At 39.9% G+C, this 17,032-nt stretch carries 14 protein-coding genes; 5 read left to right on the top strand and 9 right to left on the bottom strand.

What is annotated here, in order from left to right; genetic code table 11:
• The 5 genes from tgt to K6D58_RS01715 are packed head-to-tail and all read right to left on the bottom strand — an operon-like array spanning window position 1 to window position 5,258.
• Window positions 1-1,137: a tRNA guanosine(34) transglycosylase Tgt gene (tgt, locus tag K6D58_RS01735; RefSeq protein ID WP_296826929.1), complete on the bottom strand. Its 1,137-nt coding sequence runs from the start codon at window positions 1,135-1,137 to the stop codon at window positions 1-3.
• 19 nt (window positions 1,138-1,156) lie between these two features.
• Entirely contained in the window at window positions 1,157-2,227 is a 1,071-nt protein-coding gene (locus K6D58_RS01730) for an LptF/LptG family permease (RefSeq protein ID WP_296826928.1), read from the bottom strand.
• Window positions 2,224-3,540 carry an LptF/LptG family permease gene (locus K6D58_RS01725; RefSeq protein ID WP_296826926.1) on the bottom strand — a complete coding sequence of 439 codons (1,317 nt, stop codon included), beginning with the start codon at window positions 3,538-3,540 and terminating at the stop codon, window positions 2,224-2,226. Before K6D58_RS01725 ends, K6D58_RS01730 begins: the two co-directional genes overlap by 4 nt.
• Complete coding sequence (gene dut / locus K6D58_RS01720; protein WP_296826924.1) at window positions 3,541-3,993, bottom strand: dUTP diphosphatase; 453 nt, start codon at window positions 3,991-3,993, stop codon at window positions 3,541-3,543.
• Window positions 3,978-5,258, bottom strand: a complete 1,281-nt coding sequence (locus tag K6D58_RS01715) for a M16 family metallopeptidase (protein ID WP_296826922.1) — start codon at window positions 5,256-5,258, stop codon at window positions 3,978-3,980. The genes dut and K6D58_RS01715 overlap by 16 nt, the downstream gene beginning before the upstream one ends.
• 116 nt (window positions 5,259-5,374) lie before the next feature.
• Between K6D58_RS01715 and galE the strand changes: the two genes are divergently transcribed.
• The 5 genes from galE to prmC all read left to right on the top strand — a co-directional run bounded on the left by galE (window position 5,375) and on the right by prmC (window position 11,517).
• Window positions 5,375-6,337, top strand: a complete 963-nt coding sequence (gene galE, locus K6D58_RS01710; RefSeq protein WP_296826920.1) for a UDP-glucose 4-epimerase GalE — start codon at window positions 5,375-5,377, stop codon at window positions 6,335-6,337.
• Between the two features lie 77 nt (window positions 6,338-6,414).
• On the top strand, window positions 6,415-7,647 hold the full coding sequence (locus K6D58_RS01705; RefSeq protein WP_296826918.1) for a M20 family metallo-hydrolase: 1,233 nt from the start codon (window positions 6,415-6,417) through the stop codon (window positions 7,645-7,647).
• Window positions 7,648-7,650: 3 nt separating this feature from the next.
• Window positions 7,651-9,447, top strand: coding sequence for an oligoendopeptidase F (gene pepF, locus K6D58_RS01700; RefSeq protein ID WP_296826917.1), 1,797 nt, complete (start codon window positions 7,651-7,653; stop codon window positions 9,445-9,447).
• Between the two features lie 53 nt (window positions 9,448-9,500).
• Entirely contained in the window at window positions 9,501-10,577 is a 1,077-nt protein-coding gene (prfA, locus tag K6D58_RS01695) for a peptide chain release factor 1 (protein ID WP_296826915.1), read from the top strand.
• 4 nt (window positions 10,578-10,581) lie between these two features.
• Window positions 10,582-11,517, top strand: a complete 936-nt coding sequence (gene prmC, locus K6D58_RS01690) for a peptide chain release factor N(5)-glutamine methyltransferase (protein ID WP_296826913.1) — start codon at window positions 10,582-10,584, stop codon at window positions 11,515-11,517.
• On the opposite strand, the gene K6D58_RS01685 is transcribed toward prmC, so the two are convergent.
• The 4 genes from K6D58_RS01685 to K6D58_RS01670 form a co-directional block, all read right to left on the bottom strand.
• Window positions 11,501-13,414: a RelA/SpoT family protein gene (locus K6D58_RS01685; protein ID WP_296826911.1), complete on the bottom strand. Its 1,914-nt coding sequence runs from the start codon at window positions 13,412-13,414 to the stop codon at window positions 11,501-11,503. The genes prmC and K6D58_RS01685 overlap by 17 nt on opposite strands.
• 48 nt (window positions 13,415-13,462) lie before the next feature.
• Window positions 13,463-14,386: a carbohydrate kinase family protein gene (locus tag K6D58_RS01680; RefSeq protein WP_296826909.1), complete on the bottom strand. Its 924-nt coding sequence runs from the start codon at window positions 14,384-14,386 to the stop codon at window positions 13,463-13,465.
• A 154-nt stretch (window positions 14,387-14,540) separates the two neighbouring features.
• Complete coding sequence (locus K6D58_RS01675) at window positions 14,541-16,010, bottom strand: peptidase U32 family protein (RefSeq protein WP_296826963.1); 1,470 nt, start codon at window positions 16,008-16,010, stop codon at window positions 14,541-14,543.
• A gap of 27 nt (window positions 16,011-16,037) precedes the next feature.
• On the bottom strand, window positions 16,038-17,021 hold the full coding sequence (locus K6D58_RS01670; protein ID WP_296826907.1) for an alpha/beta hydrolase fold domain-containing protein: 984 nt from the start codon (window positions 17,019-17,021) through the stop codon (window positions 16,038-16,040).
• Between the last annotated feature and the right edge of the window lie 11 nt (window positions 17,022-17,032).

The raw sequence follows: 17,032 nt of genomic DNA, 5'->3' as shown, positions 1-17,032 counted from the left end.
TTAAACCTCCCCGGAATGGAACCTGTCCAGAAACTCCTTACGGAATTCTTCAAAGCGGTCTTCATTTATTGCCTTACGAATCTGCTTAATCATATCATTTAAGAAATAAAGGTTATGGTAACTTGCCAGCATGGAAGAAAGGATTTCCTGCTCCCTGAAAATATGACGGAGATATGCACGGCTGTAAGTTCTGCAAACCTTGCAGTTACACTCAGGATCTACAGGGGTAAAGTCATGTTCATAACGCTTCTGTTTAATAGAAACCATACCCTTTCTTGTAAAGTACATACCGTGACGGGCAATACGGGTTGGCTGAACACAGTCAAACATATCAATTCCGTCCGCAACTGCTTCAAAAATATATTCAGGTGTACCAATACCCATTACATAACGGGGTTTACTTCTTGTAATAAACTGTACTGTGTACTGAAGCTTTTCTGCAAAAACATCAGCCGGCTCACCTACGCTTAAACCACCGATAGCAAGTCCAGGTGTATCAAGTTCACTTACAAACTGGGCACTTTCCTTTCTTAAGTCATCAAAAAAGTTTCCCTGTACGATAGGAAAGAGTGTACCCTGATAACCTTCTTCCTGATGTCTCTTCCATTCAGCAATGGCACGTTTAGTCCAGTCACTGGTAATCTTAAGGGCCTGTTCTGCTTCCTTACGCTTTACGTCATAACCGGTACAAACATCCAGCTGCATCTGAATATCAGAATTAAGCTTTACCTGAGTCTGAACAATATTTTCCGGAGTAAAATAATGCTTGCTTCCGTCAATGTCACTTCTAAAGGTAATTCCGTTTGGATCAATCTTTCTTAATTTAGAAAGGGACCATACCTGAAAACCTCCGGAATCTGTAAGAAAGTTACGGTTCCATTTTGTAAAGCCGTGAAGTCCCCCTCCTTCCTGAACAATATCAGCACCAGGGCGAAGGAACATATGATAGGTATTTGCAAGTATGATTTCAAAACCCATTTCTTCAAGGGAATCCTTGTCTACAGCTTTAACTGTTCCCTTAGTTCCTACCGGCATAAATACAGGAGTCTGAACATCTCCATGAGGAAGGTGAATGACACCAGTGCGGGCAAGGGAATCTTTACATTCATGATGTACTTCAAAAAAATTCTTTATCATATCTATATCCTGTTAAAAATTAAGTTCTGGCATATTTTAATAAAACAAGGCTTATTATTATAAACAAAAATACCGGGAACCAGGCACCAAAGAGAGGAGGAATAGTTCCGAATTTTGCCATAAGCATTGTAATCATCTGTGTTACATAAAATAAAACAACGGAAAGTATACTAAGAAACAAACTTATTATAAGAACGTTTTTTCTTGTTTTACCGCTTAAACCAACAGCAAGGAAAACTACTATAACAAGTACAAAAGGAAAAGAGTACTTCTTATAGTAAACAGACTTTGCTTCTGCACTTGGAAGACCTGCCTTTTCCAGATGTTTTATATAAGCCTTTGCTTCCTTTGTATTTACAGTTTCTACAGAAATAGTATTGTTGCGGAAAGTCTCCGGGCTTTCTGTAAGACGCTTAACTAAAGTCTGATCAAGTCCCTTTATTTTTACTTCTCCATTTTCGTAGCTGTACTGAGTGGCCCCGGAAAGTACCCAGTGATCAATCTGATAGCTGGCATTATCTGCAACAATAATTGCCTGAAGGTTTTTATTTTCATCCCTAAAAAGAATGTAAAGGGTAAAAAGCCTTTCAAGGGAATCATCATAATATTCAGCCTGATAAACTATCCTTCCCTCTTCTGCCATAATAACAATATTGTCATTGTTTTTGTTCTTTTCTGTTTTTAAAGCTTCCTTTTGCAGGGCTTCTTTTCTGGCAAAGGTTTTAACAACAAGATTATCTTCCAGAAAAAACATTCCAAAGCTCATGCCCAGGGCAACTAAAAGAAGAGGTGCTGCAAATTTAAAAAGTGAAACTCCGGAAGCAAAAATTGCAAGGAGCTCATTACGGGCATAAAAATCGCTGAGCATATAAGCCGTGGCAAAAAGCATGGCTATAGGAAGGGCATACCAGATTGTCTTAGGAAGATAAAGAAGCATTATCAGTCCTACAGTTTTAGAAGGAACAGATTTAGAAATATAACTCCAGAGATTCATAAGAAGATCTGTAAGGGAGAGGACAAGAATAAAAAACAAAAGTGAACCTAAAAATATTCCAAAGAATTTTTTAAGCATGTAAAAAACAAGTTTCATTTTCTTCTAAGCCTTAAGTAAAGGATAAAGCCCGCTATTCCTATAAAGAAATTCGGTCCCCACATCATCCAGAATCCGTTGTAGCCGCTTCTTAAACCAAACATCTGTCCTAAAATATTTGCAGCCCAGTACATTACTGAAATTATAATTCCAAAGATAAGTCCCAGAGTCTGTCCGTCTTTTTTTCCAAAAACCAGGGCTAAAGGAAAAGCAAGTATGGCAAAAAAGATTGAACCAAAAGGAACGGAAAATTTTTTATTATATTCCAGCTTATAGGTATTAAGCTGTTTTTTATTTGCATTAGTCAGTTTTTCCATTCTTTTAATACGATTTTTTAAATCACTGCTGGTCATTTCTCTTGGAGAAATCTGCTGACTTGTTTCCATAATGGAATCTTCAAAAACATTAAGGCGGAGTTCATCAGATACAATTACGTCAAAGTCCCTCTTCTGGTTTTTATTCATCATTAAAACAACAGGAGAAGTCATGTCCAGTTCCATAAGAACACCGTCATGGGAAGACTTTTTTACGTTAGCATCTTTAGAAACAATAAAGCGCTGGTCTTTCTTATCCTTAACGTCAAAAAAAACAAGGTCACTTACATGCTGACCGTCAACATCACCAATTATAAGGGTAGAATCATTAAGCCTCTTAATTGAATTGGATTCAAGTTCAACAGCAGGATTGGAAACGATAATTGATTTATAGAGCCTGTTGAATTTTAAAGTTCCCAGAGGAAGAAAATAATCATTCATTACAAAGCTGAAGAGGGAAATCAAAAGTCCCATAATAAGAACCGGAATAAGAAGAATACCATAACGGTGACCACTGGCCCTTAAAATAAGAACTTCGTTGTCAGTTACCATTCGACCCAGACACATAAGGAAGCCTACCAGAGTTGCAAAAGGCGCACTTTGAGAAACAACACCAGGCATACAGTAAACAATAAGCTGCAGTACGTATCTGACAGGAACCCTCTTTTTTAAAACAGTCTCTGCCATTAAAAGAAGCTGGTTAACAAAAAATACAACAAAGAAAAATAAAAAGCATACAAAGAAATATACAAAAAGTTCCTTTGCAATATACCTGACCATTATAAAACGCCTTACCGTCTGCATCCGGTAAATACGGTCTGCAAAAAAGCACATTTTTTTATGGTCACCCTTCTTACGGGCCAGATTAAAGGCAAAAATATAAATCCACTTAAGCAGGCGGAAATTAGATACTCTTGAATCAAGTATTCCCTTAAAGCCTGCATTGTTAATAGAAGAGAACAGTTTTTTTATTGCTGCAGTCAGTCCCCTGGAAAGCATTTATTTAGAAGAAACTCCCGTACTTCCAAAACCGCCGCTGCCTCTCTGTGTATCAGAAAGCTGGTCTGCCTGAATAAAATCTCCCAGAGTAACAGGAGCTACAACTATCTGGGCAATGCGGTCTCCGGAATTAATTGTAAAATCTTCACTTCCAAAGTTAGCAAGAAGAACCTTAAGTTCTCCGCGATAATCACTGTCAATTGTTCCAGGTGTATTAAGGACAGTTACACCGTTTTTAAAAGCCAGTCCGCTTCTTGGACGAACCTGGATTTCGTATCCTTCCGGGATTTCAAAAAAGAGACCTGTTCCTACAAGAGCCCTTTCTCCTTTTTTAAGTACCAGAGGTGAATCAATGAGGGCGCAAACATCTGCTCCGGCAGCCCCTGCTGTTTTGTAAGAAGGCATTACTGCCCCTTCATTTACCTTACAGTTAATTTTTACTTTCTGCTGCATGTAATTTCCTTTTTACTTTTTTTGGAAAGCTTAGGTCCGTATACAATAACCGCCTTGTTTTGAGGCAGAATAAGGGCCTTTGCCAGTTCCATTATATCATTTTTTGTAACCCCACGTATACATTCCAGGGTTTGGGCAGTATCCCTCATCTTAAAACCAAGAGAAAAGTTCTTCTGGTTACGTTTAAGGATGTATTCCATATCCCCGGAAGCAAGTATTTCTTCTCCGCACACGTGTTCTATGGCAGCATCAACTTCTTCCTGGCTCACACCATCCCTTACAATTTTTTCTACTTCTGACTGAAGGAGACAGGCAGTTTTTACAGCATTATATTCTTCAGTAGAAACACTGGCACACCAGGCTGCAGCATTTTCGTAAAAAGTAAAAAAGCTGAATACTGAATAACAGAGTCCGTTCTTTTCCCTTAAAGATTCAAAAAGACGGCTGCTCATTGTATCCCCTGCAATGGCATTAAAAACCAGCATGGTAAAGCTTTCCTTTTCTGTTAAAGGCATAAGCTGGGGATACATAAGATAAATCTGACACTGACTGAATGAAGACTTTGCAAAATCATAACCTGCATTCCATTCAACCTGACCGGAAAAATGTTTTTCCTCAGGATACATAAGGAATTTTTTATGAAGGTCAAGTTTTTCTAACTGAGACTTAATATCTTCTATATTAAAGCTTCCTGTTACAAAAACACTAAGTTCACCCTGAGCAAAATATTTTTTATACCATAAGGCAATCTGCGACCTGCTGATGGATTCAACCTGTTTTACACTGCCCCCTATAGACTTACTCAGGCTTTTATCCTTCCATACAAAATCTGCTGCTTCGTCCAGTGCACATTCTTCCGAATCGTCTTCAAGGGAAGCAATTTCACTTTGTACTACCCTCTTTTCCTTTATAAACTCTTCTTCTGGAAAATTACTCCTGGAAGACATGTCACAAAGAACTTCTACTGCATTTTTTATATTGTCCTTTAAATCAGGAACAAGGGCGTAAAGGCAGACATTTTCCCTTTCTGTAAAGGCATTGACCACTGCACCCATTCTGTCAAAAGTCCGGGTTATCTGAGTATTGCTTCTTGAATCTGTTCCTTTAAATAAAAGGTGCTCAGTTAAATGAGAAATACCCCTTTCAGATTCATTTTCATACCTGCTGCCCACATTAAAATAGAAGGCAATTGCTGCAGAAGCGGCTCCCTTTATATGTTCAGAAACCAGCACAATATTATTCTGCAAAACTTCACTCTTTATCATAGGAAAGTTAACTATAGCTGATTTTTACTCTGTTAACAATATTATTTATCAGTTTACAAATTGCACACAACTTCATAATTCATTAGAATAGTACAAGAAATATTGGAGGCATAAATATGAAGGTTTTAGTAATTGGCGGAGCCGGATACATCGGCAGCCACGTTGTAAAAGAAATGATGAAAGCTGGACACGAAGTAACTGTATTTGACAACCTTTCCAGCGGACTCAGGTGCAACCTTTTCCCAGAAAACGGATTCATCCATGGAGACATCCTTATTCCTTCAGAAATTGAAGCTGCCTTTGCACAGGGATTTGACGGATTTGTTCACCTTGCAGCATACAAAGCAGCCGGTGAATCAATGGTTAAGCCGGAAAAATATTCCGTAAACAACATTACAGGAACTATCAACATCATGAATGCAGCTGTAAAATATAACTGCAAATACATGGTATTCTCTTCATCAGCAGCAACTTTTGGTGAACCACAGTATCTTCCACTTGATGAAAACCATCCACAGAAACCAATCAACTACTATGGATTTACAAAACTCAAGATTGAAGAATTCATGAGCTGGTACGATCAGCTTAAGGGTCTTAAATTTGCAGCCCTCCGCTACTTTAATGCAGCAGGCTATGATCCAGAAGGAATTATCCGCGGACTTGAACAGAAACCGGAAAACCTTCTTCCACGTGTAATGGAAGCAGCTCTTGGTCAGAGGGAACTTAAGATTTTTGGAACAGACTATGATACCCGCGACGGTACATGTATCCGTGACTATGTTCACGTTACAGACCTTGCCCGTGCTCACGTAATGGCTCTGGAATACATCTCTAAAAAGAATGAAAGCCTTATGCTTAACCTTGGTACAGAAAAGGGAACAACTGTTAAGGAAATCATTGATGCAGCCCGCAAGATTACAGGAAAAGAAATCAAGGCAGAAGAAGTAGAACGCCGTCCTGGTGATCCTGCAAGCCTTTACACAACATCTAAAAAAGCAAAGGAACTTCTTGGCTGGGAACCAAAATATTCTGATGTAGAAACCCTTGTAAAAACAACATGGGATGTTTACACAAAATAATCATTAAATAATTTACAAAGCCGTTCACTGTTGAAGGGGACGGCTTTTTTTAGCTTCAATCAACCGGAGGAATAATTATGTCACTTGAATTCGATCAGCTTAAAAACTGGATTTCAGAACACACTAAAGATATGGTAGAACTGGAAACAATGCTCACAAAATGCAAGTCTCTTGCACCAGAAAACGGCGGAACTGGTGAGTGGGAAAAATGCAGGGTTATTGAAGAATATCTTAAAGCTGCCGGAATTAAATATTTTGAACACTACGATGCACCGGATTCAAGAGTAGCTGAAGGCAGCCGCCCTAATCTTGTTGCAACAATTCCAGGAAATAAAGATGACTATGCAATTTGGGTATGCGCCCACATGGATGTTGTACCTGTAGGAGACATAAAGGCATGGAATACAGACCCATGGACTGTTGTAGAAAAAGACGGAAAGATTTACGGCCGTGGTGTAGAAGACAATCAGCAGGGACTTTGTTCAGGCGTTCTTGCAGCCTTAAGTTTTGTAAAGCAGCACATCATTCCTGAACACACAATCAAACTCCTCTTTATGGCAGACGAAGAAGTAGGTTCCGCTTACGGAATGAATTACCTTATAAAAGAGCACTTTGATATTTTTGGAAAAAACGACCGCATCCTTATTCCTGATGGAGGAGACGAAAAAGGCGAAACTATAGAAATTGCAGAAAAAAATATTTTCTGGGTTGAATTCCACACCATAGGAAAACAGTGTCACGGCAGCCGTCCTGATCTTGGAAAGAATGCCATGATTGCAGGATGTGACCTTGCCCTTAGAATCAACAGCCTTGAAAAAACCTTCAATAAAGAAGATTCACTTTTTGATCCTCCATATTCAACCTTCCAGCCTACAAAACAGCTGGCAAATGTTGACGGTGTAAACTTTATTCCTGGAGACGATGTATTCTGCTGTGACTGCCGCATTAATCCATCTTACAGCCTTGATGAAGTAAGGGCAGAAATGAAAAAGCAGATGGCCCAGGTAGAAGAAAAGTACGGCGTTAAAATAGAAATGAAGGAACTTCAGGCAGAAGAAAGTCCTGCAACTTCTAAAGATGCCGCTGTTGCAAAGGAACTTGCCCTGGCAATAAAAAATGTTCACGGAATTGAACCTAAGTTTATTGGTATTGGCGGCGGTACAGTTGCAGCCGGATTAAGAAGTAAAGGTATTGATGCAGTTGTATGGAGCACCATGGATGAACTGGCCCACCAGCCAAACGAATACTGCATTATTAAAAATATAGCAGCTGATGCAATGACAATCGCCTGGATGGCAAGTGAGATATAATAAATGGCAGACAACGAAATTAAAACAAGAGATCAGATTCCCTCAGAATACAAATGGGACCTTACAAAGCTTTATTCAGATGAAGCTCAGTGGGAAAAAGAACTTAAAGAGATTCCTGTGCTTGCAAAAAAGTTTCTTACTTACAAAGGACACCTTGGTGACAGTGCAGAAAAACTTCTTGAAGCCCTTCATGCAGACGAAGATTTAGACCGTCTTGTAGAAAAGGTATCTCACTATGCCGGCTTAAAGAATTCTGCTGATCAGGGAGATTCAAAAGCCCAGGAAGATTTAAACAGAGTAATGATGGCTTACACAGAATGTTCAAGCCTTACTTCATATTTTGTTCCGGAACTTCTTTCCCTGCCTGAAGAAAAAATTAATGAATGGATTAAAATGCCGGGCTTTGAAAACTACCGCATTTACATTCAGAAAATCCTTCATGCAAAGCCACATACCCTTTCAGAAAAAGAAGAACGTCTCCTTGCCCTTCAGTCTGAAACTTCAGATACAGCAAGCAATGTATTCTCCCTTCTCTCTGACGTTGACTTAAACTTTGGAAGCGTAAAAGTTGACGGAAAGGATGTTCCTATTACCCACAGCACCTGGTCTTCCCTGGAAGAAAATCAGGACCGGGCTGTACGTAAGGAAACCTACGAAAAATTCTACGGAGTACATGAAGGCCATGCCAACACTCTTGCAGCCCTTTATGCAGGTTCAGTAAAGCAGGACATTTTTATTGCCCGTGCCAGAGGTTATGACAGCGCCCTTGAAGCATCCCTTTACGGAGACAAGGTTCCTGTAAGCGTTTATAAAAACCTTATTGAAACAGTACATAAAAATCTTCCTGTTCTTCACCGCTACTATGCTTTAAGAAAAAGAGTCCTTGGACTTAAAGAGCTCAGACACTATGACGTTTATGTTCCTCTTGTAAAAAGCGTAAAGGCAAATCACAGCTACGAAGAAGCAGTAGAAATTGTCCGCAATTCACTGGCAATTTTAGGCAAAGACTATACTGATACACTTTGCTCAGGACTTTTAAGCGGCTGGACAGACCGTTACGAAAACAAGGGAAAGCGCAGCGGTGCCTTCTCTTCCGGAGCCTATGACGGCTATCCATACATTCTTCTTAATTATAAAGAAGATTCCATTAGGGATGTATTTACCATGGCCCATGAAGGCGGTCACTCAATGCACTCCTGGTTCAGCGTACACAATAATCCTTTCAGGCATTACGACTACACAATCTTTGAAGCAGAAGTAGCATCTACCTTTAACGAAGAACTTGTATTTGAATACCTGCTTAATAATGCAGACAGTGATGACATGAAAAAATATCTTCTCAGCATGAGGGCATCTGACATTCTTGCTACCCTTCACCGTCAGACAATGTTTGCAGAATTTGAACTTAAGTGTCATGAGATGGTAGAAAAGGGAGAACCTTTAAGTACAGATTCCATCAGGGCAGTTTACAGAAAACTTCTGGAAGAGTATTTTGGTCCTGACATGGTATTTGAAAAATCTTCTGACCTTGAAGGCCTGCGCATTCCTCACTTTTATAATGCCTTCTATGTTTATAAATATGCTACAGGTATTTCTGCAGCCCTGGCTCTTGCAAAAAGAGTTACTGAAGGTGGAGAAAAGGAACTTAACGATTACTTTAACTTCCTTAAATCCGGAGGTTCAAGATATCCTATTGAAGCCCTTAAAGTTGGCGGCGTAGACATGAGCAGTACAAAACCTGTTCAGGATGCCCTGGATACTTTTGCAGGCCTTGTAGATAAACTTGAAAAGCTTCTGTAGATTGACTGCTGTAGATTGAAAGAAGACAAATATTCCTTTATTATTGGTGAACTATGGATTTATTAAAGAAATTAGAAGAACTTTCTCAGCGTTATAAAGTTGTAACAGAAGAAATCAGCGACCCTGACCTTGTTAAGGACCAGAAAAAATACAAGGACATCATGAGAGAAAATCAGTATCTGTCTGACCTTATGGAATTGTATGCTGACTATAAAAAAGTTCTCAGCGGAATTGAAGATGCCAAGATGATGATTACTGCAGAAGATGATGCAGAAATGAAGGAAATGGCCCGTGAAGAACTTAAGGAACTGGAAGAAAAGCAGCCTCAGATAGAAGAAACAATTAAGCTTAAGCTTATTCCTCCTGATCCACTGGATGAAAAAAACATCATTCTGGAAATCCGTTCAGCAGCTGGTGGAGACGAAGCTTCCCTCTTTGTAAGGGATATGTGGGAAATGTACTGCCACCTTTGCGAAAAGAAAGGCTGGAAGTACGAAACAATGGAAGCTCAGGAAACAGAAGTTGGCGGCTTTAATAAAATCGTTACTTCAATTACAGGAAAATTTGTTTACGGAACCCTCCGTTTTGAATCAGGAGTTCACCGTGTACAGCGTGTTCCTGCAACAGAAAGCCAGGGCCGTCTTCAGACATCTACTGTAACAGTTGCAGTTCTTCCGGAAGCAGAAGAAGCTGATATTAAAATAAATCCAGGTGATGTTCGTGTAGACGTAATGCGTGCCGGCGGACCAGGTGGCCAGTGTGTAAATACTACAGACTCTGCAGTACGCCTTACTCATATTCCTTCAGGTATTGTTGTAATCCAGCAGGATCAGAAAAGCCAGATTAAAAATAAAGAAAAGGCATGGCAGGTTCTCAGGGCCCGCCTCTTTGATCTTGAACAGAGCAAGCTTGATGCAGAACGTTCAGCTTCAAGAAAGAGCATGATTGGTAATGGTGACAGATCAGAAAAAATCCGCACCTACAACTATCCTCAGGACCGTGTAACTGATCACCGCATTAACTTAAGCGTACACAACCTTCCTGGCTTTATGATGGGCAACATGGACGAAATGCTTGATGCCCTTAACGTTTACGCAAAGGAAGAAAAGTTCAACGAAATAGACGCCTGATCAAATGACAGTAGCAGAAGCAAAAGTTTACGGAAGTAAAGTTTTAAGCCAGTCACCTTCTCCCCAGCTGGATGTTACTGTCCTTCTTCAGGAGATAACCGGTCTTGATAAAACAAAACTTCTTTTTTCAAGAGAAAGGCTTCTCAGTAAAGAAGAAGAAGAGCTTTATAAAGACTGGTTATCAAAAAGACAGACAGGGCTGCCTGTAGCCTATATCACTCAAAAAAAAGAATTCTACGGCTACGATTTTTACGTTACACCTGACGTTCTTATTCCAAAAGCAGACACAGAGATTCTTGTAGAAAAGGCCCTGGAAATACTGGAAGAAAAAATTAATTCCAAAATCAATCAAAAGATTCTTTCTATTTGCGACATGTGCTGTGGCAGCGGCTGTATTGCCTTAAGTGTATTTAAAAGTGCCCTTGAGAATAAAATAATCACAGAAGAAAACATGCCCCTTTTTATACTGGCAGATATAAGCAGTAAAGCCCTGGATGTTGCAAAAGAAAACAGCCGCCGACTTCTTACAGAAAAGCAGGCTCAAAACATCAGGTTTATACAGACTAATCTTTTTGACCAGGTAAACAGAAATTTTGACCTGATACTTACCAATCCCCCATACATACCTTCTCCACTGGCAAAAGACCTTCTTAAAGACGGCAGAAGTGAACCCCTTCTTGCTTTAGACGGAGATATTGATATTGAAGGAAATCCTACAAAAGAAAATGACGGGCTGGGAATAATCAGAAACCTGCTGCCCCAGGCCTACAGTCATCTTGAAGCAGGAGGAGCCCTCCTTTGTGAAAGCGGAGAATACAATGCAGAAGAAACCTGCCGCATTTTTAAAGAGACAGGCTTAAAGGAATGTAAAATTCACAAAGACCTTGAAGGCCAGCTCAGGGTAACGGAAGGCTTTAAAAGCTTTAGCGAATCTTTTTAAACTTATTCTTTTCTATCTGAAGGTTTTTTGCCTTCTGCTTTTCTGCAGCCTCTTTTAATTCAGCCTTAGACTGCTCATGATTCTCTCCCTTTGTAGCCCAGCTTACGTCAATGATACGGTTCTGGATGTTAGGAATACGAAGGAAGGTAAGACAGTTTGCCGAATGAATTACCAGCCCCTTTTTATGAGAAACATAACCTACAATAGGATCCCCTGGTTCAGGCTTACAGCACTGGGCAATATTTACAAGGAAGTTATCAGATCCTTCTACACGGATTTTTCCTGTATAGGCAGTCTGATTCTTTTTGGAAGACTTATGTTTTTTTTCTTCTGCCAGACGTTCAGCCACCTGCTTTGAGTGAAGGGTGTTGGCAATAATTTCTGCCTGTCTTTTTGCCTCTGCTTCTTTATCAATAAAAGTAGGATCATTTTCTACAAGCCAGCTGTGAATCTTCTGACGGGCCTTTGATGTATGAACAGCCTTTAACTGAGCCTGAGTTGGATGAGCCTGAGGATTTGTAAGTATCTCTACAATCTGTGTATTTTTAAGGGGAGCCGTAAGCTGAATGATTTTTCCGTCAGCCTTGGCACCTACAATTTTTTCTCCTACACCGGAATGTACTGCATAGGCAAAGTCTATGGCATTGGCACCACAAGGAAGTTCCTTAACGTCACCCATAGGAGTAAATACGTAAATGGAATCACCTAAAAGTTCATTCTTTAATTCAGCAAAGAAATTTTCATCAGTAAGGTGTTCATCACGTAAAGCCCTGAGCTGGTTAATAATACTAAGGTCTTCTGCCTTAACCATGTCATGGTTAGTACCCTTCTTGTAAAGCCAGTGGGAAGCAACTCCGTGTTCAGCCACGTTGTGCATTGCATAGGTTCTTATCTGAATCTCAAGAGGACGGCCTTCACAAATTACAGTTGTATGAAGGGACTGGTAACCGTTGGCCTTAGGCATGGCAATGTAATCCTTAAACCTTCCGTCCATAGGTTTCCATATACCGTGAACTATACCAATAAGGGTGTAGCACTCAGCATTTGTTTCACAGAGAATCCTTAAGGCAAAGAGATCGTAAAGTTCATCTACAGATTTATTACGCTTGCGCATTTTCTGATAGATTGAATAAAAATGCTTGGCACGGCTTTTAATCTGTACGTTTATACCCAGCTTTTCTGTGGCGGTGTAAATCTTTTTTACAGCCCTTTCAAGGTACTCCGAACGCTCTGCCTTTTTTGCAGCAACAATTGTCTTTATCTGCTGAAAGGCATCAGGGTTGGAATACTTAAGGCTTAAATCTTCCATCTCACTTTTTACGTCACTCATACCAAGCCTGCTGGCAAGAGGACACCAGATATCGATTACTTCTTTGGCAACAGCCCTCTGGGCTTCTTCGCTCACAGACTTTAAGTTACGCATACGGTCCAGTCTGTCTGCAAGTTTTACAAGAATAACACGGATATCATCTACCATGGCAAAAAGCATCTTGCGGATAGCATCTGCCTGCTGAAGAGTCTGACTTTTAATTTTAAGATTGGTAATTTTTGAAGTACCGTAACAAATACGGGCAATGTCAGCACCAAACTTTTCTTCGATTTCTTCGCTGCATTCCGGAACAGCTTCCACAAGATTATGAAAAAAGCCTGCACAGATTGCTTCGCAGCCTAAGTGACTGTCTGCCAGACAGGCTGCAACCCTCATAGGATGAAGATAATAAGGCTTACCGCATTTTCTTTTTAATTCAAAAGTCTTGGAAATAAGATATTCCCAGGCACTGCGGATTTTTTCTTTATCATCCTCAGTATAGTTGTCACCATAACGGGAAAAAAAAGTATTAATGAGGATATCCGGGTCTGTAACTAAAGTATTTGTTTCAAAGCTTTCTTCTGCCATCTATAAAACTATACAACGTTACAGCAGTAAATTACAAGAATAATCTGCCTAATTATTTTTATAAGTGGCAAGATAGTCCCTTGACAAGAGACTGCTTACAGTCTGACGGGTCATAAGGGTTTCTTTTGCACAGATAAGGCCGTAGTGAACACACTGCTTAAGGCTTTCTCCAGTAAGGTAACCGGTAAGGAAGCCGGAAGCAAGGGCATCCCCTGCACCAATAGTGTCTACAATTGTATAAGGTGTGTATGGAGGAGCGTTATAGGTTTCTCCGTTAATGCGGACCATAACTCCCCTGTCCTCAAAAGTAATGATAAAGTCCCTGTAACCTAAGGCCTGCATTTTATCTGCAGTTTCAAGATCCGGAGTTGCTGTCTCTCCAATAATAGCCTGAGCTTCGTATTCATTGCAGGCAAAAAGATTTACAAGTCCTGCATATTTCAGGCTGCGGCGGGCTATATCAGGAGCTGTTGCATTCTGGAATATAAAAAGATCAGGATGGTCTTTTTTATAGGCATAGATTTCTGCAAAAGTTTCTTCACTGATATTTGAATCAAGTACAAGGGTTTTAATATTTTCTTTTTCTATGAATGCCTTTACCTGCTCGTCAAAAACAATTTCACTTAAAACCTTAGTGCTGTAAATACAGGATGAATGGGAGTTTGGCTTGGACATAACGGAAAAGAGGGCTGTCTCATGCTGACTGCTTACCCTTAAAAGTTCGGTGTTTATTTTTTCTGCTTCAAGACCGGCCTTAAGATAATCACCAAAAATATCGTTTCCTACAACAGAATAAATTGAAGTATCAAAACCAAGGTGCTTAAGGTTAATGGCCATTCCCCTGCCTACACCTCCCGGAACCAGTTCTATAGTTCCGTCACGATAAGCCTCTGTATCATCATCAAGCATACTGAATGCCTTTATGTCTACTGAAACGTTTCCGATGCACAAAATCTTATGATGGTTTTCCATAAAAAATAAAACTCCTGATTTATTATACAGCATCTTTATAAAATCACTGCTGTTTATTTTTTAGCACAAGCCAGTCCTGATTCTTATTTATCCGGAATTAAGGCAGGGCATAATCTTAAAAACATTTTTCTTTATTAACTTTTATCCAAAAAAATCAACGGCCCGGATCCCTGATCTGACCTTCTACATATCCTGAATTTTTTGACCTGAGCAAAGTACCGTAAGGAATATCCTGTCCGGTATAAATTACACATGGATGATCTGCACAAACCCAGTTGTAAACTTCTCCAGTATTTGGATTAACAAGCTTAAAGTCATCCTGAGTAATTTTTTTACCATTAATATCAGGACTTACAAGTTCCAGCTCTGTATTTTTATCAATCATGTTAAGGGGATTAAGGGGATACATCTTCCAGCCTTCTACCTTTTCTACATAAGGAAGGTACTTGTCCGGCATTTTTTCTACCCTTAATTTAAATGCATCCTGAGCCTGCTGACACATGGAATTATATTCATCATCCCTGGCCTTTTTCATTTCTGCAGCCTTATTAAGAATCCACTCTTCTTCTTTAGCAGGAAGGGCATCAGATATTTCTGCTGCAAGTTCCCAGGGACTGTCACTGGCACCGCTTACGGTTTTATCTGCCTCCGTTTTGTCAAAGTAAAAGGCTGTAGTAAAGGCACGGTGACTTACTTTATAAAGTTCATCAATAAAAGGACGGGCTTCTTCCTGAGAAAGTTTACCATCAAGGGCATCCAGGGCTTTTCTGTAGGCACGGGTTATCATGGCAACATAATAAACACTCTTCATGCGGCCTTCTATTTTAAGGGAATCAACTCCGGCTTTTTTTAGTTCTGCAAGATGATCTATCATGCACAAATCTTTTGAAGAAAGAACGGCTGTAAAATTTTCACCCTCGTATACAGGAAAATATTCATCAGGGCGTTTGTGTTCCCTTAAGACAAGGTCTCCTGACTGGGCAATAGTCTTTCCTATATCTTCTCCCTTACCAGGAGCCATTACATCATAGTCCCAGCGGCAGGTATGAGAACAGAAACCACTCTGAGCACTTCTTCCGTTAAGGTAGGCACTCATAAGACAGCGGCCGGCATAGGCAATGCACATTGCTCCGTGAACAAAGCATTCAATTTCCATATCAGGAACTGCATCCTTAATTTCTGCAATTTCCTTTAAAGAAGCTTCACGACCCATTACAACCCTGCTGAATCCAATGGACTTGTACATCTTTACGGCTTCACGGTTCATGCAGGAAGCCTGAGTTGAAAGGTGAAGTTCAGCACCAGGAAAATGTTTCTGCAAAATTGGAACTATACCAAGATCCTGTACAATAAAGGCATCTATAGGATACTGTTTAAAATAATCTATTTCTGACAGCAGTCTGTCTATCTCGTCATTATGAAAAGAAATGTTAAGGGCACAGTGAAGTCTTTTGCCAGGAAACTTTGCCTTAAGCTCCTGGACCTTCTTATATTCATCCTGATAAAAATTATCAGCCTTAACCCTTAATGAAAAATTTTTAAGTCCTATATATGCAGCATCGGCACCATAGGTATAGCAGTACTTTAACTTATCAACGTTTCCCGCCGGGGAAAGAAGTTCAATTTTACCCATAAAAAACCTGTATCCTGATTATTCCGTTACGTTATTTCTTTTAAGGAGAAGTTCCCTCTCCCTGATTTCTGATTCGCTTTCTGTTTTTTTAGTAAGGTAAGCTCCTACCCTGTTTACTGCAAGATGAGCTTCCCTGATATATTCGTCTGCAAGCTGGAACATGAACATCATGTCGTCAACAATATCCAGTGTACACTCAACACCGGAGCGCTCCAGCATATCGTCAAAGGTCTTTACCTGTTCAATGAAAAGTTCCCTGCTGCCACACTGAATGTAAACAGGAGGAAACTTAGAAAGCTTGTCCCTGTCAATTTTTAAAGGAGATACTTCCGGATTTGTATAGTTGGATTCGTAGGTATAAAATTCAACAGCCCTCTTTACACTTTCTCCAGTTAAAACTTCATCCTTTGCATGACGGCCAAAAATATAACTGTCAGGAGAAAAATCCAGCCATGGAGAAAACAAAAGAAGCATGGAAATCCTGCTAAAGCTTTTTTCCGGAAGTTCCTGTAAAAGACCGCAGGCAATACTTGCTCCACTGGAATCAGCTGCAACTGTAAGGTTAAGGTCGCTCTTTTTATTTTTAAGGCTACATTCGATTTCTTCCTGAATGAAAAAACTTCTGAACACGCTCTGTAAATCTTCGATTCCTGAAGGAAATGAATATGAAGGAGGTAAACGAAAATCAGGAACAAGAACACGGCAGTTTGCAGCATTTGCAAGACTGGCAGCAAAACTTCTGTAAGCAGCAGAAGAGCCTCCTGTAAAACTTCCCCCGTGAATGTAAATCATAACTTTACCGGATGTATACATTTCCGGTATAAGCATATCGCACATTACTCCGCCATAGTCCCGTCTTGAACACTCCACATTATTTGGCAGAACTACAGTAGAAAAAGTATCTTCAATCTTTTTACGAAATTTCTCTACCTCGCCCTTAGGACTTATGATAAGAGAACGTAATTTTTTCAAAGCCGCTTTTCTGTTGTTAGAGGAATCCATATCTACTCAGT

This window comes from Treponema sp., from assembly GCF_024696245.1.
Lineage (GTDB): Bacteria > Spirochaetota > Spirochaetia > Treponematales > Treponemataceae > Treponema_D.
Note: the sequence above shows the minus strand (reverse complement) of the source record. Positions and strands in the feature narration are given on the sequence as shown.